The organism is Streptomyces filipinensis (assembly GCF_014649495.1).
Taxonomy (GTDB): domain Bacteria; phylum Actinomycetota; class Actinomycetes; order Streptomycetales; family Streptomycetaceae; genus Streptomyces; species Streptomyces filipinensis.
This window is the reverse complement of record NZ_BMTD01000028.1, coordinates 25816-45861: the sequence shown is the minus strand read 5'-3', so window position 1 is coordinate 45861 and position 20046 is coordinate 25816. Positions and strand designations below refer to the sequence as shown.

The following is a 20046-nucleotide window of genomic DNA, read 5'->3' as shown; positions in this document are numbered from 1 at the left end:
CGAGCGTGTACCGATCAGTGGTCGGACACGGACGACTGTGCACTCTCCCGTTTGGGCATGTGCATGACTTTGCCCAGTTGTCATGCGCTACTTGTCGGTTGACTCCTGGGATCCGGACTCGGGGGCGGAGGCCTCGGCGGTCTCCGCGGAAGCCGCCTCCTCGGAGGGCGTCTCCTCAGAAGCAGCCACTTCCTCAGAAGCCGTCTCCTCAGAGGCCGGCTCCTCAGAGGCCGGCTCCTCGGCTGCGGCCTCTTCGGCCAGTTCCGCCGCCACCGCCGCCGACGTCTCCGCCGACTCCGCGAGGACCTCGTCGGCGACCAGCTCCGCCGCCTCCTTCGCGGCGGTCAGCAGCACCGTGTCCTGCGGGGCCTGGTCCTCGAAGTTCTCCGGGTGGTGGCAGGCGACGCGCTGACCGGGCCTGAGCTCCAGCAGCGCCGGCTCGGTGGTCCGGCAGATCTCCGTCGCCTTCCAGCAGCGAGTGTGGAAGCGGCAGCCCGAGGGCGGCGAGATCGGCGAGGGCACGTCGCCCTTGAGCAGGATGCGCTCGCTCTTGGCGTTCTTGCGCGCCGGGTCCGGGATCGGCACCGCCGACATCAACGCCTTGGTGTACGGGTGCATCGGCGCCTTGTACAGCGACTCCCGGTCGGCCAGTTCGACGATCTTGCCGAGGTACATCACCGCGATGCGGTCCGAGACGTGCCGGACGACCGAGAGGTCGTGCGCGATGATCACGTAGGTCAGGCCCAGTTCCTCCTGGAGGTCGTCCATGAGGTTCACGACCTGCGCCTGGATCGACACGTCCAGCGCGGAGACGGGTTCGTCCGCGACGACCAGCTTCGGCTTCAGGGCGAGCGCGCGGGCGATGCCGATGCGCTGGCGCTGACCGCCGGAGAACTCGTGCGGGTAGCGGTTGTAGTGCTCGGGGTTGAGGCCGACCACCGACAGCAGCCGCTGCACTTCCTTCTTGACGCCGCCCTCGGGCTCCACGCCCTGGAGCCGGAAGGGGGCCCCGACGATCGTGCCGATGGTGTGGCGCGGGTTCAGCGACGAGTACGGGTCCTGGAAGATCATCTGCACGTCGCGGCGCATGGGACGCATGCCGCTCACGCCGAGGTGCGTGATGTCCTTGCCCTCGAACTCGATGGCGCCGGCGGTCGGTTCGAGCAGCCGGGTGATCAGCCGGCCCATCGTCGACTTGCCGCAGCCCGACTCGCCCACGACACCGAGGGTTTCACCGGAGCGGACCTCGAAGTCGATCCCGTCGACGGCGCGCACGGCGCCGACCTGGCGCTGGAAGAGGCCCTTCTTGATGGGGAAGTGCTTCTGCAGCCCCGTCACCTTCAGCAGGATCTCGCCGGGCGCGGCGTCCTTGGTGAGGGTGGCCGTACCGGAGGTCTCGCCCGCGGGCCCGGCCTCCGCGCCGTCGCTCTGTGCGGGAATGCTCCCTGCTTTGTCCTCTGCGTTCTCACTCACAGCTTCGGCGCAATCTCTTCGGTCCAGATCCGTTCCCGCTGCTCCTGCGACATGTGGCAGGCGGCCCAGTGCTTGTCGCCGACCCCGGTCAGTTCCGGGCGGACCGTGCGGGTCAGGTTGTCCTTCGGGACGTCGGCGTACGGGCAGCGCGGGTTGAAGGCGCAGCCGGACGGGATGTTGATCAGCGAGGGCGGGGAGCCCTTGACCGGGATCAGGCGCTCCTGCTGGTCGCGGTCCAGGCGCGGCATCGAGCCGAGCAGACCCCAGGTGTAGGGGTGGCGGGGCTCGTAGAACACCTTCTCGGCCGGGCCGCGCTCGACGCAGCGACCGCCGTACATCACCAGGATGTCGTCGGCGAGTTCGGCGACGACGCCCAGGTCGTGGGTGATGATGATGACCGCGGAGCCGAACTCCTTCTGCAGGTCGCGGATCAGGTCCAGGATCTGCGCCTGGACCGTCACGTCGAGCGCGGTGGTCGGCTCGTCCGCGATCAGCAGCTCGGGGTTGTTCACGAGCGACATGGCGATCATGGCGCGCTGACGCATACCGCCGGAGAACTCGTGCGGGTAGCTGTCGACCCGCTTGTCCGGCTGCGGGATGCCCACGCGGTCGAGCATCTCGACCGCACGGCGCTTGGCGGTCTTCTTGTCGACGTCGTGGTGGATCCGGTAGGCCTCCACGATCTGCGCGCCGATCGTGTAGTACGGGTGCAGCGCCGACAGCGGATCCTGGAAGATCATCGCCATCTCGCGGCCACGCAGCTTGCGCACGTGGTCGGGGTCGGCGGACAGCAGTTCGGTGCCGTTCAGCCAGATCTCGCCGGAGATCTGCGCCTTGCGCTTGCCGTACTGGCCGGCGGTGTGCAGGCCCATGATGCCGAGCGAGGTCACGGACTTGCCGGAGCCCGACTCGCCCACGATGCCGAGGGTCTTGCCCTTCTCCAGCTGGAAGCTGAGCCCGTCGACGGACTTCACGAGGCCGTCGTCGGTCGGGAAGTGCACCTTCAGGTCGCGCACTTCCAGGAAGGAGGACGGCGCGGGCGAGGAGCTGGTGGGCTCGCCCACGGCCGCTCCGGTCTTGCTGAGTTCGGTCATGCGAGCCTCACTCGGGGGTCGATCACGGCGTACAGGACGTCCACCGCAAGGTTGGCGATGAGCACCGCGAGGGAGGTGATCAGGGTGACGCCCAGGATGATGGGCAGGTCCTGGTTCTTGATGGCGGTCAGCACGGCCTGGCCGAGGCCGGGGATGCTGAACGTGGTCTCGGTGAGGATCGCGCCGCCGATCAGGGCGCCGAGGTCCATGCCGAGCATGGTCAGGATGGGGGTCATCGTGGAGCGCATGGCGTGCTTTCCGATGACGACCGGCTCCGTGAGGCCCTTGGCGCGGGCGGTGCGGATGTAGTCCTCGCCGAGGATCTCCAGCATCGTGGCGCGGGTGATACGGGCGTACATCGCCGCGTAGAGGAAGGCGAGCGTGATCCAGGGAAGGAGCATGCCGCTGAACCACCCGCCGAAGCTGTCCCCGACCGAGACGTACTTGCCGTCGATCCAGTGCAGTCCGTAGCTGAAGATCGCCAGTGAGAGCAGGCCGGTGAAGTAGATCGGCAGGGAGACGCCGCTCAGGGCGACGACCATCGCGCCGCGGTCCCACAGGCTGCCCCGCTTGAGGGCCGAGAGCACACCCGCCGCGACACCGAAGATGAGCCACAGCACGGCGGCACCGAGCGCGAGACCCAGGGTCACCGGGAAGCGGTCGGTCAGCACCGGCCAGACAGCCTGCTCACTGCGGAAGGAGTAGCCGAAGCACGGCGCGGCACAGTGGGTGACATCGCCGCCGGCCGCGTAGGTGCGGCCCACGAAGATGCCCTTGAAGAAGTGCCAGACCTGCACGTAGATCGGGTCGCCGAGACCCAGCTTCTCGCGCACCGCCTCGACGGCGTGCGGGTCTGCCTGCTTGCCCACGAAGCTCGTGGCGATGTCCACGCCCGCCCACTTGGGGACGAGGAAGAAGATGCTGAAGACCACCAGGATGATGACCACCAGCATCACTGCGGCGGCGAACAGCCGCCTGATGAGGTAAGCGAGCACAGCTTACGGCCCGCCGCGGACCGCGGGCCCCCGGAGGTCGTCCGGGGGGCCCGCGATCTCGCCGCGCCGGCCTTCACCTGCCTTTCGTGCCGTTCGGCGGGTGTGCCGGGGTTTACTTCGTGGACTTCAGGCCGAGGTTGACGAAGTCGTAGTAACCGCTGTACGCGTTCGTCGTGTACACGTTGGCCAGACGCGAGGAGCGGATGTTGAGCAGCCGCTCGAAGACGAAGGGCAGGTAGTAGCCGCCCTCCATCACCTTGTGGTTGATCTGCGTGGCGATCTGGGTCTTCTTCGACTCGTCCAGCGTGCTGGTGTACTGGTCGAACAGACCGTCGATCGCCTTGTCCTTGATCAGGGCGTAGTTGTTGTTACCGCTCTGCAGGATGTACTTGCTGCTCCACAGCGGGATGCCGTAGCCCTGGACGGTCGGGAAGTCCGGACCCCAGCCCATGATGATGATGCCGAGCTTCTTCTTCGCGACGTTCGAGGGGGAGCCGATGATGCCCGGGCTCTGCGAACCGTCGTACTGGTAGATGTCGGCGTCGATGCCGACCTTCTTCAGCGCGGCCTGCAGGGACTCGGCCGTGGCCACTTCCTGCTGCTTGTTGTTGCGGACCGCGATGGTGGTCTTGAAGCCGTTCGGCTGACCGCAGGCCTTGAGCTCCTGCTTGGCCAGGTTGACGTTGCCGTTCTTGTTCTTCGTCGCGATCTTGTACGGGTCGTACTTCTGGCCCTCGCCACCGGCGACCGACGGCGGGAGCATGTTGGTGCCGATGTCACCACCGGCGACCGGGCCACCGCGGGCGGTCTGCAGCGACACGTGGTCGGCGGCGTAGATCACGGCCTTGCGGCAGTGCAGGTTGTCGAACGGCTTGACGCTCTGCGGGAAGACCGCGTACCGGATGAAGCCGGAAACCGGGTTGTCCAGGTTGTCCTTGTGCTCCTTCAGGGCGATCTGACGGCCCTGGGCGCCGAGGCCGGTCTGCGAGGCGTCGAGGTCGTAGTCGCCGTTGATGAGGCGCTGGTCCGAGTCGGCCTGGTTGGTGGAGATGTCCAGGGTGATCTTGTCCGGGTACGCCTTGCGGACCGGGTCCGAGGACGCCTTCCAGTTGGTGTTGCGGACCAGGACCAGGTTCTTGCCCGGGGCGTACGACTGGAACTTGTACGGACCCGAGGAGAAGGGGTGCAGGCCGTACTTGGACTTGGTGTCCATGTCCTGGCGGACCGGCGAGCCCGAGGTCATCGCCACCGCCTGGAGGAAGTCCGAGTTGGGCGACGGCAGGTGGAAGACGATCGTCTTGGCGTCCGGCGTGTCGATCGCCTTCAGGCCCAGGTGGTCCTTCGCGGAGTCCTTGTAGGGACCCTTGTAGGTGTTCTTCGGGTCCAGCATCTGCTGCAGGTAGATCGGACCGCCGGACAGGACGTCCTGCGCCCAGACGCGCTCGATGCCGTACTTGATGTCCTGGGAGGTGATCGGCTTGCCGTCCTCCCACGTGACGCCGTCACGCAGCGTGAACGTGTACGTCTTGCCGCCGTCCGTGACCTTGCCCATGTCCGTGGCGAGGTCCGGGGTGAGCTTCGCGCCCTCGGCACCCGGCTCGGTCTTGTAGGTGAGCAGCTGGCGGCTGTAGTAGCGCGAGAAGTCCCACATGAACCCGTAGTAGCCGCGCGTGGTGTCCCACGAGTCGGCGTCCTGCGTGCTCACGAACTTCAGCGTGCCGCCCTTCTTGACCTGGTCGGCCTGGGCGACCTTGTTGTTCGCCGCGTCGAAGCCGGCCGCCCCGTCCTTCGAGCCGCCGTTGCCTCCGCCGCACGCCGCCGTGGTCAGCAGCCCGGCGACCACTGCGGCAGCGGCAAGGGCCTGCTTGCGCCGCCCTGAGGTGCGTTGGGTGTTCACGATCTCGGATCCTCCGGATTTGATGAGAGACCCCGTGGGTGAGCTCACGGGACGCTTGGGGTACGGCACTTCAGCGGGAGCCCTTCGGGTCGAGCGCGTCCCGCACGCCGTCGCCGAAGAGGTTGAAGGCCAGAACCGTGATGAAGATCGCCACGCCTGGGATCACCATGTACATGGGGTCCGAGTCGTAGTAGTCGATCGCGCTCGAGAGCATCTGTCCCCAGGAGGAGGTGGGCGGCTTGACGCCCACACCCAGGAAGCTGAGCGCCGCTTCGGTCAGGATGTTGGTGGGGATCATCATCGTCGTGTACACGATGATGGGCGCGACGAGGTTGGGCAGCAGCTCCTTGAAGAGGATGTAGAACTGCCCGGCGCCGAGCGACCGGGCCGCCTCGACGTATTCGCGTTCGCGCAGCGAGAGCGTCTGGCCGCGCACCACGCGGCCGATGTAGGGCCAGCCGAAGAAGCCGATGACCAGGATCATCACGAAGACGCGCACGCCCGTGCCGGTGAGCCCCAGCATCTGGTTGGGCATGACGGAGACCAGGGCGATGATGAAGAGCAGCTGCGGGAAGGCGAGCAGGCCGTCCATGACCCGGCTGATGACCGAGTCCACCCAGCCACCGAAGAAGCCCGCCAGGATGCCGAGGACGGTGCCGAGGACGACGGCGACCACCGCGGACAGGAAGCCGACGAGCAGCGAGATCTGGGCGCCGTAGAGGATGCGGGCGAAGATGTCGCGGCCGTTGACCGGTTCGACACCGAGCAGGTGGTCACCGCTCAGACCGCCCAGCGAGCCCTTGGGGGTGCTGAACAGCGGGTCGATCAGACCCTGGTGGTAGGCGTCCGGGTCCTGCCCGACGAGGTCCGTGATCACGGGTGCGAGCAGCGCGACCACGATGAGGAGGAGCACGACTATGCCGCCCGACAGGGCGAGTTTGTCCCGCTTCAGGCGTTCCCAGGCGATCCGGCCCAGTGACCGGCCCTGAACGGCCTTCGCGTCGGTGGCCGCGACAGCCGCTTCCTCTGCCGCACCCGGGGCCGCTTCCGCGGTCGGCTCGTGCAATGGTGCCGTCATCAGGCTGGGACCCCTCTCAACCGGCGGTAGCCGGCCCGCACTTGCCGCTGGTAGCGGCATCAAACAGTCCGTCGTACACAGGGGCGAACCCCTTGAAGGGGGAGTCTTCAACGCTTGCGCGATCAGCCGCCAGCCTTGGCGGGGAATGGATGCGCAACCGTGATGCAAGCTGGCGTTTCCTGTTATGCGGACAGGAAGTCACGGCGAACGGACGAGGTCTGACGGAAGAGCCAGGGGGACCAAAAGGTACGTATGGGCCATAAGCCCAGGTCAGTAGCCGCCGTGCACCGGTGGGTAGCCGTACCCGGCGGCGGGCGCCTGCGGCCGCGCGGAGGCCTGGGCCTGGGGCTGGGGGGCCGCGTGGGCCTCACGGTCGTAGAACGGGCGGGCGCTGGCCCGCATCCACATCACGACGGGGTCGTATTCGTCGGTCATCGCGACGGTCGACACCGGCAGGCCCTCCGGGACCGCGCCGACGGACTGCTGCATCATCGCGCGCACCGAGTCGACCGCGGCGGGCGAGGTGTCGTACACGTCCAGACCGATGGCGAGGTACGGCGCGCCGAGCGCCGGCTGTACCCAGGCGCGGCGCAGGGAGCGCAGGGCCGGGGTGCGGTGGGCGTTCTGCGCGAGCAGGGCGTAGAACTGCGGGATCTCGATGCCGGGTTCGCTCAGCCGGAGGGGACCGGCGGGCTGACGGTCCAGGCCCGTGGCGATGCGGCGCAGGTCCAGCCAGGGGATGCCGACGCCGCCGCCCGGGCTGTGCGGGTTGAGCCAGAGACCGTAGTGGTCGGGATACAGGGTGCGGGCCACGTCGAGACCGTCGACGACCTCGTACGACCGGTTCCAGCCGCTGGCCGAGAGCTCCTGGGCGGAGGTGACACAGGGGGCGTACTGGAAGCCGTCGATCTCCATGTTCCCGTACTGGGCGTCCGGGGAGCCGGACTGGCCGTGCCACAGGAGCATCCAGATCTGACCGGAGGACGGGGCGGCGAGGGCACGCAACAGGGCCTCGTAGGCGTCGTAGCGTCCGGGCGTGACCTGGCGCAGCATGTGCTCGACGCTGCCGCTGTGGCTCGCGCTCACCTGTCGTGCCCTTCTCTGTTTGGTGCCCCGCGTTCGGAGACAGCTTAAGGGCCCGGCGGCTCGGGGCCTTCTGTTCGTACGCGGGCGCGGGGACGCGGTGGGTACGCGCGCGCTTCCCCGCGCCCCCGAGCTCCGCCGCCCCCTGGCCCGCTGATCAGTGACCGTACTGATAGAAGGGGCGGACGTTGGCCTTCAGCCATGCGGCCACCGGGTCGTCCGTCACGTCCAGGAGGACGAGGTTGACCGGCCACCGCACCGGGATCTTTCCGAGGGCTTTACCGAGGGCCTGCAGGGGAAGGGCGCGCAGGTCGCCCTCCCACTGGGAGAGTTCCACGCCCACGAACATCACCGGGTCGGCCGTCTCGACGGCGGCCAGGCAGCGGCGGGCGGTGAGGACCACACCGGTCTCGGCGAACTCGGCGGACGCGGCGGAGAGGAAGTCGACCGGGTCGTCCTGCCAGTCGGGCTCGAAGAGGCGGACCCGGCCGCCGGTGCCGGGGCCGTCGAGCGGGGTGCGGCCGGCCCGGCACAGCTCGGCCACCGCCTCGGGCGGCAGCGGGATGCCGACCAGGGCGTCGGGGTTGACCGCGATGCCGATCTGCGGGGGCAGACCGCGGGCGAACTCCACGGCGGGCGCGATGGTGTACGCCATGTGCGGGCCGGCCGCCTGGCGCAGCTGCTCCTCGGAGCTGAACACCGGGACGTACACCTGGCCGCCGAGGTCCAGCGTGGGCAGGTCCAGCGGGCCGCTGTCCGGGCCGCCGCCGCTCGGCAGCGGGATCCACAGCAGGCTGCGGCCCAGCACCTCGATGATCCGGCCGGCCGCGGCGGGTACGCCGAGGGAGGCCGAGAGCACCTCCTCCAGCTCGTTGCCGGGCCAGCCGCCGTGCGGCTGGGGGTGCGCCTGTGCCGGGAAGTCCGCGGGAATGTCCGCCGGGAAGTCCATCTGCCTACCGCCTGCTGGAAACCACTGCTGTGACCATGAAGGCTAGCGGGTGCCCGTGACAGCCCCTCACCCTCCGCGCGCCCTCCCCCCACCCGCCGCGCACGAGGCCCCTCACCCGCTGAACTCGATCCGCTGCAGGACGTCCGCCGCGGCGCGGTCCAGCAGCACCGCCGAGCCGCAGCCCGCGGGCAGCTCGCCCCGCTCGACCGCGTCGAGCAGCCGGGCGGTCGTGCGGCGGTGGCGGCGGAAGGCGTAGCGCGAGACGCCCCGGCCGCGGGTCCGCTGGCCGTCGCGGGCGGTCTGCGGCGGGACGTCGAGCAGGAGCAGACGGAGGGTGCCGCCGCGCCGGCGCGCCTCGCGGGCGAGCCAGGCGCGCACCCAGGGCTGGGTGCCGCAGTCGTGGACGACGACGCCCTCGCCGGCGCGCAGGGCGCGGCGCAGGCCGGCGTAGTGGGCGAGGCGGACCAGGGGGCGGTAGAGGGCGTACGGGAGGGCGCGGGGCAGGCGGGTCGCGAAGCGGTCGCGGGTGTCCTGGGAGTCGATGCGGCGGCCGGCGACCGCGCGCCGCATCAGGGTGGACTTGCCGCTGCCGGGCAGGCCGGTGATCACCACCAGGTCCGCGGGGCCGAAGCGCAGGGCGTGCGGGCTGCGGCCGGCACCCTCGCGCAGGTCACGGACGACCGGGGCCGGGTGGTCGGCGCAGCGCTCGCGGGCCGGGGCGGAGGGCTGCTTCGGCACCGTGACGCCGGTGGTGGCGGTGGCGTACGCCGGGGTGCTGTTCACCGTGATCGTCCTCCCCTGTCGGCTCGGTCATCCCGTGCCCATCCAATGTAAAGAGAAGGTAATGGACGGTCGTCGGCGGTTCGGTGCGCGTAGTGCCACAGCCCGGTTACAGATGCGGGCCCTGACGGGCGGGGGTGCGGCGTGCAATGATGTGGCCGCCAACTGCATACCGGCCGCTTGAATCCGCGCGGGAGAGTTCCCAGCAGTCTTCGCTGGGGCGCCGAAGGAGCAAGTCCCTCCCTTGAATCTCTCAGGCCCCGTTACCGCGCGGGCGAGGCACATCTGAAAAGCGGGCCGCTGCGACAGTGGCTCCACCCAAGGTGCAAGCCGTGATCGCCCCTGTGGCGGTCCTGGCGAACCTCTCAGGTTCCGATGACAGATGGGGAGGAACGACCTCGCCCGTCATGCCTTCGCCCTGGGAGACGACCGTCCGATGAGCAGTACCGAAATCCGTCGTACCGCGCTCGATGCCCTGCATCGCTCGCTCGGCGCGACGATGACCGACTTCGCCGGCTGGGACATGCCCCTGCGCTACGGCTCCGAGCGCGACGAGCACGTGGCCGTGCGCACCAAGGCGGGTCTGTTCGACCTCTCCCACATGGGCGAGATCACCGTGACCGGCCCGCAGGCCGCCGCCCTGCTGAACTTCGCCCTGGTCGGCAACATCGCCTCCGTGGGCGTCGGCCGGGCCCGCTACACCATGATCTGCCAGGCCGACGGCGGCATCCTGGACGACCTGATCGTCTACCGCCTCGCCGAGACCGAGTACATGGTGGTCGCCAACGCCTCCAACGCCCAGGTGGTGCTGGACGCGCTGACCGAGCGCGCCGCCGGCTTCGACGCCGAGGTCCGTGACGACCGGGACGCCTACGCGCTGATCGCCGTGCAGGGCCCGGAGTCCCCCGGCATCCTGAAGTCGGTGACCGACGCCGACCTCGACGGCCTGAAGTACTACGCCGGCCTGCCCGGCACGGTCGCCGGGGTCCCGGCCCTCATCGCCCGCACCGGTTACACCGGCGAGGACGGCTTCGAACTGTTCGTGAAGCCGGAGCACGCCGTGGAGCTGTGGCAGGCGCTGACCGAGGCCGGCGAGGGCGTCGGTCTGGTCCCCTGCGGCCTGTCCTGCCGGGACACCCTGCGCCTGGAGGCGGGCATGCCGCTGTACGGGCACGAGCTGACCACTTCGCTCACCCCCTTCGACGCCGGGCTCGGCCGGGTGGTGAAGTTCGAGAAGGAGGGCGACTTCGTGGGACGCGAGGCGCTCGCCGCGGCCGCCGCGAAGGCCCAGGAGAACCCGCCGCGGGTCCTCGTCGGCCTGATCGCCGAGGGCCGGCGCGTCCCGCGCTCCGGGTACACCGTCGTCGCGGGCGGCGAGGTGATCGGCGAGGTCACCTCCGGCGCCCCCTCCCCCACCCTGGGCAAGCCGATCGCCATGGCCTACGTCGACGCGGCGCACGCGGCGCCGGGAACCGAGGGCGTCGGCGTGGACATCCGCGGCAGCCATGAGCCGTACGAGGTCGTGGCCCTGCCGTTCTACAAGCGACAGAAGTAGACACTGGGCGCACGGCGTCGCGTGACGTGACCCTGCGCACATCTCCCCTGCTCACGAGCAGGTCCAGCAGTCCCCCCTTCACCAGCACTCCCGCGCGTACAGGAGAATTCAGGCCATGAGCAACCCCCACCACCTGCGCTACAGCAAGGAGCACGAGTGGCTGTCGGCCGCCGAGGACGGCGTCTCGACGGTCGGCATCACCGAGTTCGCGGCGAACGCGCTCGGCGATGTGGTCTACGCCCAGCTCCCCGACGTGGGCTCCACCGTGGCCGCGGGCGAGACCTGCGGCGAGCTGGAGTCCACCAAGTCGGTCTCCGACCTGTACTCGCCGGTCACCGGTGAGATCACCGAGATCAACGAGGACGTCGTCAACGACCCGTCGCTGGTGAACTCCGCTCCCTTCGAGGGCGGCTGGCTGTTCAAGGTGCGCGTCACGGAGGAGCCGGCCGACCTGCTCTCCGCCGACGAGTACACCGCCCAGAACGCCGGCTGAGGAGTCGTAGCCGTATGACCGTCCTGAACACGTCCCTGCACGAGCTGGACCCGGAGATCGCCGCCGCGGTCGACGCCGAGCTCCACCGCCAGCAGTCCACGCTGGAGATGATCGCCTCCGAGAACTTCGCGCCGCTCGCGGTGATGGAGGCGCAGGGCTCGGTGCTGACGAACAAGTACGCCGAGGGCTACCCGGGCCGCCGCTACTACGGCGGCTGCGAGCACGTCGACGTCGCCGAGCAGATCGCCATCGACCGGATCAAGGAGCTGTTCGGCGCCGAGTACGCCAACGTCCAGCCCCACTCCGGTGCCTCCGCCAACCAGGCGGCCCTGTTCGCGCTGGCCCAGCCCGGGGACACCATCCTCGGCCTGGACCTCGCCCACGGCGGCCACCTGACCCACGGCATGCGCCTGAACTTCTCCGGCAAGCAGTTCGACGTGGTCGCTTACCACGTGGACGCCGAGACCGGCCTGGTCGACATGGCCGAGGTCGAGCGGCTCGCCAAGGAGCACCGCCCGAAGGTGATCATCGCCGGCTGGTCGGCGTACCCGCGGCAGCTGGACTTCGCCGAGTTCCGCCGGATCGCCGACGAGACCGAGGCCCACCTGTGGGTCGACATGGCGCACTTCGCCGGTCTGGTCGCCGCGGGCCTGCACCCGAACCCGGTTCCGTACGCGGACGTGGTGACCTCCACCACGCACAAGACCCTCGGCGGCCCGCGCGGCGGCATCATCCTCGCGAAGAAGGACTTCGCGAAGAAGCTGAACTCCTCCGTCTTCCCGGGCTTCCAGGGCGGTCCCCTGGAGCACGTGATCGCGGCGAAGGCGGTCTCCTTCAAGGTCGCGGCCTCGGAGGAGTTCAAGGAGCGCCAGCGGCGTACCGTGGACGGTGCCCGCATCCTCGCCGAGCGCCTGACGGCGGCGGACGCGCGTGAGGCCGGGGTGAACGTGCTGTCCGGCGGCACGGACGTGCACCTGATCCTGGTCGACCTGCGCGCGTCCGAGCTGGACGGTCAGCAGGCCGAGGACCGCCTCCACGAGGTCGGCATCACGGTCAACCGCAACGCGGTCCCGAACGACCCTCGCCCGCCGATGGTCACCTCGGGTCTGCGCATCGGTACGCCCGCCCTCGCCACCCGCGGCTTCACGGCCGAGGACTTCGCCGAGGTCGCGGACGTGATCGCCGAGACGCTGAAGCCGTCCTACGACGCCGAGGCACTCAAGGCGCGCGTGAAGGCGCTCGCCGACAAGCACCCGCTGTACCCGGGTCTGAACAAGTAAGTCCCCGGTGGGGTACCCGGAGGAAGGGTGCCCCACCACCCCCCTGTCTTGAGGAGTGACCGTGGCCATCTCGGTCTTCGACCTGTTCTCGATCGGCATCGGCCCGTCCAGCTCCCACACGGTGGGTCCGATGCGCGCGGCGCGGATGTTCGCCCACCGGCTGCGCAACGAGGACCTGCTGGCCTCCGTGGCCTCCGTCCGCTGCGAGCTGTACGGCTCCCTCGGCGCGACCGGCCACGGTCACGGCACCCCGAAGGCGGTCCTGCTCGGCCTGGAGGGCGCCTCCCCGCGCACGGTCGACGTGGAGACCGCGGACGAGCGGGTGGAGAAGATCAAGGAGGCGGGCCGCATCCGCCTCCTCGACGCGCACGAGATCCCGTTCTCCTTCGACGACGACCTGGTCCTGCACCGCCGCAAGACCCTGCCGTACCACGCCAACGGCATGACGATATGGGCGTACGACGGCTCGGGCGCCGAGCTGCTGTCGAAGACGTACTACTCGGTCGGCGGCGGCTTCGTCGTGGACGAGGACGCGGTCGGCGCGGACCGGATCAAGCTGGACGACACGGTCCTGAAGTACCCCTTCCGCACGGGCGACGAGCTGCTGCGCCTGACGAAGGAGACGGGTCTGTCGATCTCCTCCCTGATGCTGGAGAACGAGCGGGCCTGGCGCACCGAGGAGGAGATCCGGGCGGGCCTGCTGGAGATCTGGCGGGTGATGCGCGAGTGCGTCGGGCGCGGCATGTCCCGGGAGGGCATCCTGCCCGGCGGTCTGAAGGTCCGCCGCCGCGCGGCCGTCTCCGCGCGCCAGCTGCGCGCCGAGGGAGAAGCGCTGGCGCACGCGATGGAGTGGATCACGCTCTACGCGATGGCGGTGAACGAGGAGAACGCGGCGGGCGGGCGCGTGGTGACGGCCCCCACGAACGGCGCGGCCGGCATCATCCCGGCGGTGCTGCACTACTACATCAACTTCGTCCCCGGCGCCGACGAGGACGGCGTGGTGCGGTTCCTTCTGGCCGCCGGCGCGATCGGCATGCTCTTCAAGGAGAACGCCTCCATCTCCGGCGCCGAGGTCGGCTGCCAGGGCGAGGTCGGCTCCGCCTGCTCCATGGCCGCGGGTGCCCTCGCCGAGGTCCTCGGCGGCTCGCCCGAGCAGGTCGAGAACGCCGCCGAGATCGGCATGGAGCACAACCTCGGCCTGACCTGCGACCCGGTCGGCGGCCTGGTCCAGATCCCGTGCATCGAGCGCAACGGCATGGCCGCGGTCAAGGCGGTCACCGCGGCCAGGATGGCCATGCGCGGCGACGGCTCCCACAAGGTGTCCCTGGACAAGGTCATCAAGACGATGAAGGACACCGGCGCGGACATGTCCGTGAAGTACAAGGAGACGGCCCGGGGCGGGCTCGCCGTGAACATCATCGAGTGCTGAGCCCCTTCCACCGCCCCGGAAGAACCTCTTCCTCCTCCCTGTCGCGGTGAACTCCGGTCGTGACCCGGTGCCCGGGTGCACGACCGGTGTTCCTCCAGGGGCTACCGTCAAGTAACCGCATACCCCTACGCTGCCGCCAACTCGGCATCGGCGAAGGGGAGTTCACACATGCGGTTGGTGAGACGGCTGGCGGCGGCCGCAGGGGCCGCCGCGCTGTTACTGGCGGTTCCGGGCAACGCCCACGCGGCGGCGCCGAAGTTCTCCGAGACGACGGCCATCGGCACGCACAACGCCTACGACAAGGCCAAGTACACGTACTTCGCCCAGGCGCTGGACTCCGGCGCCTCGCTGCTGGAGCTCGACGTGTACGTGGACAGCATCACGCACCGGTGGCGGGTCAGCCACAGCAATCCGCTGGGCGACGACAACAACTGCGAGGCCGCGAAGACCCCGGGCGAGCTGTACAGCAAGAGCCGCAACCAGGACCTCGGCAGCTGCCTGGACAACATGGCCGCCTGGAACCAGCTCCACCCCGACCACCCGCCGGTCCTCATCAAGGTCGAGATGAAGGTGGGCTTCAACAACAAGGCGGGGATGGGGCCCGACGCGTTCGACACGCTCGTGTCCCAGAAGCTCGGCGGCAGCGTCTACAGGCCGGCCGACCTGCTCGGCGGGACGTACTCCTCGCTCGACGCGGCGGCCAGGGCGAACGCCTGGCCCTCCCGCGACTCCCTGAGGGGCAAGTTCCTCTTCGACCTGATCCCGGGCACGGTGGAGCAGGCCAACCCGTTCGACCACTACTGGACGGACCAGGAGTACGGCGACCACCTGCGCGACCTGTACGCGGCCGGGAACATCGCACAGGCCCAGGCCTTCCCCGCGGTGCTCGGCGCGGCGAACGGCGACCCGCGGGCGAGCCGCTGGGGTTCCGACACCTCGATCCGGCCCTGGTTCGTGTTCTTCGACGGTGACGCGGCGACGTACGTCAACAACGGCTACGACACCTCGTTCTACTCGGCCAACCACTACATCTCGATCATGACCGGCGCCGACGGGGTGTCCCCCGCCATCTCCTCCACCGACCCGACGGACGCCGAAGTCGCCGCCCGGCTGGCCCTGCTGGCCAAGGGCCACGCGAGCATCATCACGTCCGACTGGTCGGCGAAGCCGTCATCGGTGCTGAGTTCGACCGCTCCCCGGAGCTGACGACAACTCGGAGCTGAGGATTCCGCCGACGCCGGGACGGGCACAACTCCTGCATGCTCCACGGCATCGACGTCAGCGCGTATCAGTCCTCCGCGTACGACACGGACGGCCTCTCCTTCGTCTTCATCAAGGCGACGGAGGGCCGCTCGTACGTCAATCCCCGGCTCACCGCCCAGACCAAGAGGGGCCGTGACGCCGGACTGGTCGTCGGCTTCTACCACTTCCTGTGGCCTGGCGACCTCACCGCCCAGGCCGAGTACTTCGTCCGGCACGCCCCGGACCGCGCGGGCGACGTCCTCGCGGTCGACTGGGAGACCACGGGCGACGGGACGCACGCGAGCAACGCGGAGAAGGACCGCTTCATCCGCACGCTGAAGGAGTTACGGCCGCACAACCGGGTCGTGCTCTACTGCAATCGTGATTTCTGGCTGAACATCGACACCACCTCCTACGCGGGCGACGGCCTCTGGATCGCCGACTACGTCACCGCCGGCAAGCCCCGCATCAAGGCGAAGTGGCGGTTCCACCAGTACGGCAGCGAGCCGCACGACAAGGACGTGGCCGACTTCGCCAGCAAGGCCGCACTGAAGGAGTGGGCCACGCCCTGAGGCGGGGAGGGCTCAGCCCCGGAAGTCCGCCGGGCGTTCCGGGGAGGCTTCCGCCAGGGCCTTGCGCACCGCCTCCACACCGGCGCGGAGGCCGTAGACCGGGGTGCCGGGCTGTTGGCGCCAGGAGGTGTCGAGGGGGCCCGCGTCGACCGTGTCGAAGCCGAGTTCGTCGATGAGGGCGCGGACGGTGCGCTTGGCCCGTTCGTCGTCGCCGGCGACCGGGAGGGCGATGCGCTCGGGGTCGCCCGCGGGGCGCGGGCGGTCCAGGATGTCCTGGGCGTAGGTGCCGTTGAAGGCCTTGATCACCGGGTGGCCGAGGTGCCGTTCGGTCCAGCGGCTCTCGGTCACGCCCTCGTCCTCGATGGCCGCGATACGGCCGTCGCGCTGCTGCGGGTAGTAGTTGCCGGTGTCGATCACCGCCACGCCCTCGGCGGCGCCGTCCAGCAGACCGGAGGGCAGGTCCGGGACCGCCTTGAGCGGCACGGTGACGACCACGACCTGGGCCCCGCGGGCCGCTTCCTCGGCCCGGACCGCGGTCGCGCCGGTCTCCTCGGCCAGTTCCCTGAGTGTCTCGGGGCCGCGGGAGTTGGCCACGAAGACGTCGTGGCCGAGGGCGGTGAGCCGCCGGGTGAGGTTGCCGCCGATGTTCCCCGCGCCGATGATGCCGATCTTCATGACAGGCCCTCCAGGGTTCTTCCATGCATGTGCATGCGTCTGTTGTCGGCGACAACCCCGTCGGCGCGGGCGCTATTCCGCGCCGCGGCGATCGGACGGACGGGCTCAGGGGCGTACGACGATCTTGCCCGTGTGCCGGTTGGACTCCATCAGGCGGTGCGCGTCCGCCATCGTGCCGAGTCCGTCGAACACCTCGGCGATCACCGGGCGCAGGGTGCCGTCGGTGAGGCCGGAGCCGAGGTAGTGGGCGGCGCGGCGCCGGCCCTCGGCGGTGCCGGTCACGGTGAAGTTGCTGTAGCCGTGGACGGTGACGGGCCAGTTCCGGGGCAGTTCGATGGGCCGCTCCGACAGCCACCCGTAGCTGATCATGGTGGAGTCGTCGGCGGCGGCTCCGCCCAGTTCCCGGAAGACCGGACCGCCGATCGCGTCCATGATGACCTCGGCGCCACGGCCGCCGGTCAGCCGTCGAGTCTCCTCGACCGGGTCCTCCTCGTCGGTGACGATCACATGCTCGGCACCCAGGTCGAGCAGCGCCTTGCGCTTGGCCTCGGTGCGTGTGGTGGCGATCGGCACCGCACCGGCCCGCCGGGCCACCTGGATCGCCGCGGTGCCGGCCCCGCTGGACGCCCCGGTGATCAGCACATGGTCCCCGGCCGCCAGGCCCGCCCGCTCGATCAGGGCCCCGTAGGCCGTCGTGTAGGTGAGCCAGACGGCGGCTGCGGTGACCGCGTCGATGCCGGCCGGGCGCGGCACGATCGACGTCTCGGGCAGCAGCACCAGGTCGCCGTAGACGCCGTGGGAGCTGAGGTTGAAGTTCGCCGCGGCGAGGACGGGGTCGCCGGCGACGATCGCCGTCACGCCCTCGCCGACGGCGGCCACCGCGCCGGCGGCTTCGTAGCCGTTGCGGGAGCCCGGCAGGGCCGGCTGGTACCAGTAGGTCCCGGCGCGCAGCATCGCCTCGGCCCGGTTCAGCCCGAGCGCCTCGACCTTCACCAGCACCTCGCCCGGCCCGGGGTCCGGCAGGGCGACCTCCTCGACCGTGAGGACGTCGGGGCCGCCGGTCTCGTGAAAGAGCACAGTGTGTGCGGAAGTTGTCATGCCGTCGACGCTAAGTCCGGCGGGGAAGACGTTCCATGTCCCCTGGTCTTCGTTTCCTGTCCGTACGTCTTCCGTGTGGCGGCCCCGCTAGGGTACGGGGCATGGACGTACTCAGCGATGTCGTCGCGGCCATGCGCATCGGCCGGCCGCACTCCTCGCGCCGGTACAAGTACGCACCCTGGGGGCTCAGGTTCGCCGCCGCGGACGAGGCCGGGTTCCATGTGGTGCTGCGCGGCTCGGCCTGGCTGGTCCCGCACGACGGGGAGCCGGTGGCGCTGGCCCCGGGCGACGTCGTCTTCCTCGCGCACGGGCTCGGACACTCGCTGGTCAGCGCGCCCGGCGTCACCACGCAGGAGATACGGCTGCTGCCGGACGGCACCTGGAGCGGGGTGCCGCCCGAGGAACCGCGGGAGGGCTGCCCGGACACCGTCACCCTGTGCGGGACCTACCGGCTGGACCGGGACCGGGCGCACCGGCTGCTGGCCGAGCTGCCGGAGGTCGTGCACCTGCCCGCCCGGGTCGGCAGCCACCGCTCGCTGCGGGCCGCGGTGGAGCTGCTCGGGATGGAGCTGGAGGAGCAGCGGCCGGGCACCGACGCGATCGTCACCTCGTTGCTGGACACACTGCTGCTGTACATCCTGCGGGCCTGGTGGGAGAGCGAGCGCGCGGCGGGCCGGGCGCGGGGCTGGGCGGCGGCGCTGGGCGATCCGGCGGTCGCGGCGGCGCTCCGCGCGATCCACGGCGAGCCGGCGCGTGCCTGGACGGTGGCGGAGCTCGGCGCCGTCGGCGGGCTGTCCCGCGCGGCCTTCGCGCGCCGGTTCGCGGCGCTGGTGGGCGAGCCGCCGCTGGCGTATCTGACCTGGTGGCGGATGACGACGGCGGGCCGGCTGCTGCGCCACGACGACCTCTCGCTGCGCGAGATCGCCGGACGCGTCGGCTACACCTCGGAGTTCGCCTTCGCCAAGGCCTTCAAGCGGGAGTACGGGGTGGCACCGGGCCGGTACCGCAGGGACGCGGCGTAGGCCGGCCGGCCGCTCTCCCCCCGAACTGCGCGGCGTCGCGGCCGAGTTACGGGAGCGGGCCGGTCCGGCCGGTCCCGTGGACGTGGCCGTGATGTCGGTGTGCCGACGGGGAGCGGACCGGTAACGTCGCTCCGGTGACCCTCGTTCTGAATCTCTTCGCGCAAGAGGCCGGCCCGATGGCTGACATCACTGACATCGCTGACATGGCGGCCTTCCGGGGCACACGGACGCACCGGTGCGTGCGGCGGGCGTGCCGGAACCGGGCGGTGGCCCGGTGAGCGAGGTGCTGCGCGCGGACGGCGTCGACTTCGTCCGGGACGGGCGGCCCATCCTCCAGGAGGTGTCCCTCACCGTCCGGGCCGGTGAGCACTGGGCGCTGCTCGGCGCGAACGGCGCGGGCAAGTCCACGCTGCTGGGGCTGCTCGGTGCGGTCGTCCATCCGACCCGGGGCGCGGTCGAGGTGCTCGGGCGGCGGCTGGGCCGGGTGGACCTGCGGGAGCTGCGGGCGCACGTCGGGCATGTCAATCCGCGGCATCCGCTGACCTCTCCGCTGGCCGTGCGGGACGTGGTGCTCACCGGGGTGACGAACTCCGTGGAGCCGGTGCCGCGGTGGCGGCCGTCCCCGAAGCAGCGGGAACGGGCCGAGGCACTCATGGCCACGCTGGGGCTCGGCGCGCTCCGGGACGCCCGCTGGCCGACGCTCTCGCAGGGCCAGCGCGCCCGGACCCTGATCGCGCGGGCGCTGATGCCGGAGCCGCGGCTGCTGCTCCTGGACGAGCCCGCGACCGGACTCGACCTGCAGGGCCGGGAGCAGCTGATCGATGCGCTGGAGGAGCTGCGGCTCGCCCATCCGGCGCTGGCGACCGTGCTCGTCACCCACCACCTGGAGGAGCTGCCGGCCGGCACCACGCACGCCGTGCTGCTGCGGGACGGCCGGGTGATCGCGCAGGGGCGCGCCGAGAAGGTCCTCACCGGCGACCAGGTCGGCAAGTGCTTCGACCTGCCGCTGGCGCTGGAGCGGCACGAGGGGCGCTGGAGCGTGAGGATCCGGCGGGCATGACGAAGGGGGCCCTCCTCTGCGAGGGCCCCCTTCGCGCACGTCACTTGTTCAGGTAGGCCCAGAACTCGTCGAAGGACAGGACCTTGTCGCCGTTGAGGTCGCGGGTCTTGATGATGGCCGCCGCGACCGTCTCGGTGACGTTCCAGTCACCCTCCTGGGCCAGGGCGGACTTGAACTCGGCGGCGGTGATGAATCCGTCACCGTCCGCGTCGATCCGCTGGAACTGCTTGCGTGCTTCCTCGATGTCCGCCACCGATCCGCCCCTTTTGTT

19 protein-coding genes and 2 riboswitches are annotated in these 20046 nt (G+C 70.2%); of the genes, 8 read left to right on the top strand and 11 right to left on the bottom strand.

Features of this window, described 5'->3' with window-relative positions; translation table 11 throughout:
• Positions 1 to 87: 87 nt before the first annotated feature.
• From IE244_RS37870 to IE244_RS37835, 8 genes are all read right to left on the bottom strand, one after another.
• Positions 88 to 1473, bottom strand: coding sequence for an ABC transporter ATP-binding protein (locus tag IE244_RS37870; protein ID WP_191878116.1), 1386 nt, complete (start codon positions 1471 to 1473; stop codon positions 88 to 90).
• Entirely contained in the window at positions 1470 to 2567 is a 1098-nt protein-coding gene (locus IE244_RS37865) for an ABC transporter ATP-binding protein (protein WP_191878115.1), read from the bottom strand. The genes IE244_RS37870 and IE244_RS37865 overlap by 4 nt, the downstream gene beginning before the upstream one ends.
• Positions 2564 to 3562: an ABC transporter permease gene (locus IE244_RS37860; protein WP_031172853.1), complete on the bottom strand. Its 999-nt coding sequence runs from the start codon at positions 3560 to 3562 to the stop codon at positions 2564 to 2566. Before IE244_RS37860 ends, IE244_RS37865 begins: the two co-directional genes overlap by 4 nt.
• 112 nt (positions 3563 to 3674) lie before the next feature.
• A complete protein-coding gene (locus tag IE244_RS37855; RefSeq protein WP_191878114.1) occupies positions 3675 to 5459 on the bottom strand; it encodes an ABC transporter substrate-binding protein in 1785 nt (594 codons plus the stop codon).
• A 70-nt stretch (positions 5460 to 5529) separates the two neighbouring features.
• On the bottom strand, positions 5530 to 6537 hold the full coding sequence (locus tag IE244_RS37850) for an ABC transporter permease (protein WP_191878113.1): 1008 nt from the start codon (positions 6535 to 6537) through the stop codon (positions 5530 to 5532).
• A 270-nt stretch (positions 6538 to 6807) separates the two neighbouring features.
• On the bottom strand, positions 6808 to 7590 hold the full coding sequence (locus IE244_RS37845) for an enhanced serine sensitivity protein SseB C-terminal domain-containing protein (protein ID WP_373305826.1): 783 nt from the start codon (positions 7588 to 7590) through the stop codon (positions 6808 to 6810).
• A 187-nt stretch (positions 7591 to 7777) separates the two neighbouring features.
• A complete protein-coding gene (locus IE244_RS37840) occupies positions 7778 to 8569 on the bottom strand; it encodes an enhanced serine sensitivity protein SseB (protein WP_191878111.1) in 792 nt (263 codons plus the stop codon).
• A 111-nt stretch (positions 8570 to 8680) separates the two neighbouring features.
• Positions 8681 to 9352 (bottom strand): AAA family ATPase, encoded by a 672-nt coding sequence (locus IE244_RS37835; RefSeq protein WP_191878110.1) that lies wholly within the window; start codon positions 9350 to 9352, stop codon positions 8681 to 8683.
• Positions 9353 to 9530: 178 nt separating this feature from the next.
• A riboswitch (glycine riboswitch) is annotated at positions 9531 to 9628 on the top strand.
• Positions 9629 to 9741, top strand: a riboswitch (glycine riboswitch).
• Between the two features lie 44 nt (positions 9742 to 9785).
• Between IE244_RS37835 and gcvT the strand changes: the two genes are divergently transcribed.
• The 6 genes from gcvT to IE244_RS37805 all read left to right on the top strand — a co-directional run bounded on the left by gcvT (position 9786) and on the right by IE244_RS37805 (position 15920).
• Positions 9786 to 10904: a glycine cleavage system aminomethyltransferase GcvT gene (gene gcvT, locus IE244_RS37830; protein WP_191878109.1), complete on the top strand. Its 1119-nt coding sequence runs from the start codon at positions 9786 to 9788 to the stop codon at positions 10902 to 10904.
• A gap of 115 nt (positions 10905 to 11019) precedes the next feature.
• Positions 11020 to 11397 carry a glycine cleavage system protein GcvH gene (gene gcvH / locus IE244_RS37825; protein WP_191878108.1) on the top strand — a complete coding sequence of 126 codons (378 nt, stop codon included), beginning with the start codon at positions 11020 to 11022 and terminating at the stop codon, positions 11395 to 11397.
• A 14-nt stretch (positions 11398 to 11411) separates the two neighbouring features.
• Positions 11412 to 12677 (top strand): serine hydroxymethyltransferase, encoded by a 1266-nt coding sequence (gene glyA, locus IE244_RS37820; protein WP_229854681.1) that lies wholly within the window; start codon positions 11412 to 11414, stop codon positions 12675 to 12677.
• A 61-nt stretch (positions 12678 to 12738) separates the two neighbouring features.
• The gene (locus IE244_RS37815; RefSeq protein ID WP_191878107.1) at positions 12739 to 14106 is read left to right on the top strand and encodes an L-serine ammonia-lyase; all 1368 of its coding nucleotides are present in this window, start codon (positions 12739 to 12741) and stop codon (positions 14104 to 14106) included.
• Positions 14107 to 14274: 168 nt separating this feature from the next.
• A complete protein-coding gene (locus IE244_RS37810; RefSeq protein WP_191878106.1) occupies positions 14275 to 15312 on the top strand; it encodes a phosphatidylinositol-specific phospholipase C domain-containing protein in 1038 nt (345 codons plus the stop codon).
• Positions 15313 to 15365: 53 nt separating this feature from the next.
• Entirely contained in the window at positions 15366 to 15920 is a 555-nt protein-coding gene (locus IE244_RS37805) for a glycoside hydrolase family 25 protein (protein ID WP_191878105.1), read from the top strand.
• A 12-nt stretch (positions 15921 to 15932) separates the two neighbouring features.
• Here IE244_RS37805 and IE244_RS37800 read toward each other — a convergent pair whose 3' ends face one another.
• Positions 15933 to 16595, bottom strand: coding sequence for an NADPH-dependent F420 reductase (locus tag IE244_RS37800; protein ID WP_191878104.1), 663 nt, complete (start codon positions 16593 to 16595; stop codon positions 15933 to 15935).
• A gap of 105 nt (positions 16596 to 16700) precedes the next feature.
• Positions 16701 to 17693: a zinc-dependent alcohol dehydrogenase family protein gene (locus tag IE244_RS37795; protein WP_191878103.1), complete on the bottom strand. Its 993-nt coding sequence runs from the start codon at positions 17691 to 17693 to the stop codon at positions 16701 to 16703.
• A gap of 101 nt (positions 17694 to 17794) precedes the next feature.
• On the opposite strand from IE244_RS37795, the gene IE244_RS37790 reads away from it, so the two are divergent.
• Together IE244_RS37790 and IE244_RS37785 are read left to right on the top strand one after the other, a co-directional pair.
• On the top strand, positions 17795 to 18715 hold the full coding sequence (locus tag IE244_RS37790; RefSeq protein WP_191878102.1) for an AraC family transcriptional regulator: 921 nt from the start codon (positions 17795 to 17797) through the stop codon (positions 18713 to 18715).
• 274 nt (positions 18716 to 18989) lie between these two features.
• Positions 18990 to 19775 (top strand): ABC transporter ATP-binding protein, encoded by a 786-nt coding sequence (locus IE244_RS37785; protein ID WP_191878101.1) that lies wholly within the window; start codon positions 18990 to 18992, stop codon positions 19773 to 19775.
• A 40-nt stretch (positions 19776 to 19815) separates the two neighbouring features.
• Here the strand turns inward: IE244_RS37785 and IE244_RS37780 are convergent, their stop codons facing one another.
• Complete coding sequence (locus tag IE244_RS37780) at positions 19816 to 20028, bottom strand: EF-hand domain-containing protein (protein ID WP_031172885.1); 213 nt, start codon at positions 20026 to 20028, stop codon at positions 19816 to 19818.
• Between the last annotated feature and the right edge of the window lie 18 nt (positions 20029 to 20046).

What these genes read in the sequence shown, in the direction of transcription:
- IE244_RS37865 (WP_191878115.1), bottom strand. Translation starts at nt 2,567, where the DNA reads ATGACCGAACTCAGCAAGACCGGAGCGGCCGTGGGCGAGCCCACCAGC.
- IE244_RS37850 (WP_191878113.1), bottom strand. Translation starts at nt 6,537, where the DNA reads ATGACGGCACCATTGCACGAGCCGACCGCGGAAGCGGCCCCGGGTGCG.
- IE244_RS37845 (WP_373305826.1), bottom strand. Translation starts at nt 7,590, where the DNA reads ATGCTGCGCCAGGTCACGCCCGGACGCTACGACGCCTACGAGGCCCTG.
- IE244_RS37840 (WP_191878111.1), bottom strand. Translation starts at nt 8,569, where the DNA reads ATGGACTTCCCGGCGGACATTCCCGCGGACTTCCCGGCACAGGCGCAC.
- gcvT (WP_191878109.1), top strand. Translation starts at nt 9,786, where the DNA reads ATGAGCAGTACCGAAATCCGTCGTACCGCGCTCGATGCCCTGCATCGC.
- gcvH (WP_191878108.1), top strand. Translation starts at nt 11,020, where the DNA reads ATGAGCAACCCCCACCACCTGCGCTACAGCAAGGAGCACGAGTGGCTG.
- glyA (WP_229854681.1), top strand. Translation starts at nt 11,412, where the DNA reads ATGACCGTCCTGAACACGTCCCTGCACGAGCTGGACCCGGAGATCGCC.
- IE244_RS37810 (WP_191878106.1), top strand. Translation starts at nt 14,275, where the DNA reads ATGCGGTTGGTGAGACGGCTGGCGGCGGCCGCAGGGGCCGCCGCGCTG.
- IE244_RS37805 (WP_191878105.1), top strand. Translation starts at nt 15,366, where the DNA reads ATGCTCCACGGCATCGACGTCAGCGCGTATCAGTCCTCCGCGTACGAC.
- IE244_RS37800 (WP_191878104.1), bottom strand. Translation starts at nt 16,595, where the DNA reads ATGAAGATCGGCATCATCGGCGCGGGGAACATCGGCGGCAACCTCACC.
- IE244_RS37795 (WP_191878103.1), bottom strand. Translation starts at nt 17,693, where the DNA reads ATGACAACTTCCGCACACACTGTGCTCTTTCACGAGACCGGCGGCCCC.
- IE244_RS37790 (WP_191878102.1), top strand. Translation starts at nt 17,795, where the DNA reads ATGGACGTACTCAGCGATGTCGTCGCGGCCATGCGCATCGGCCGGCCG.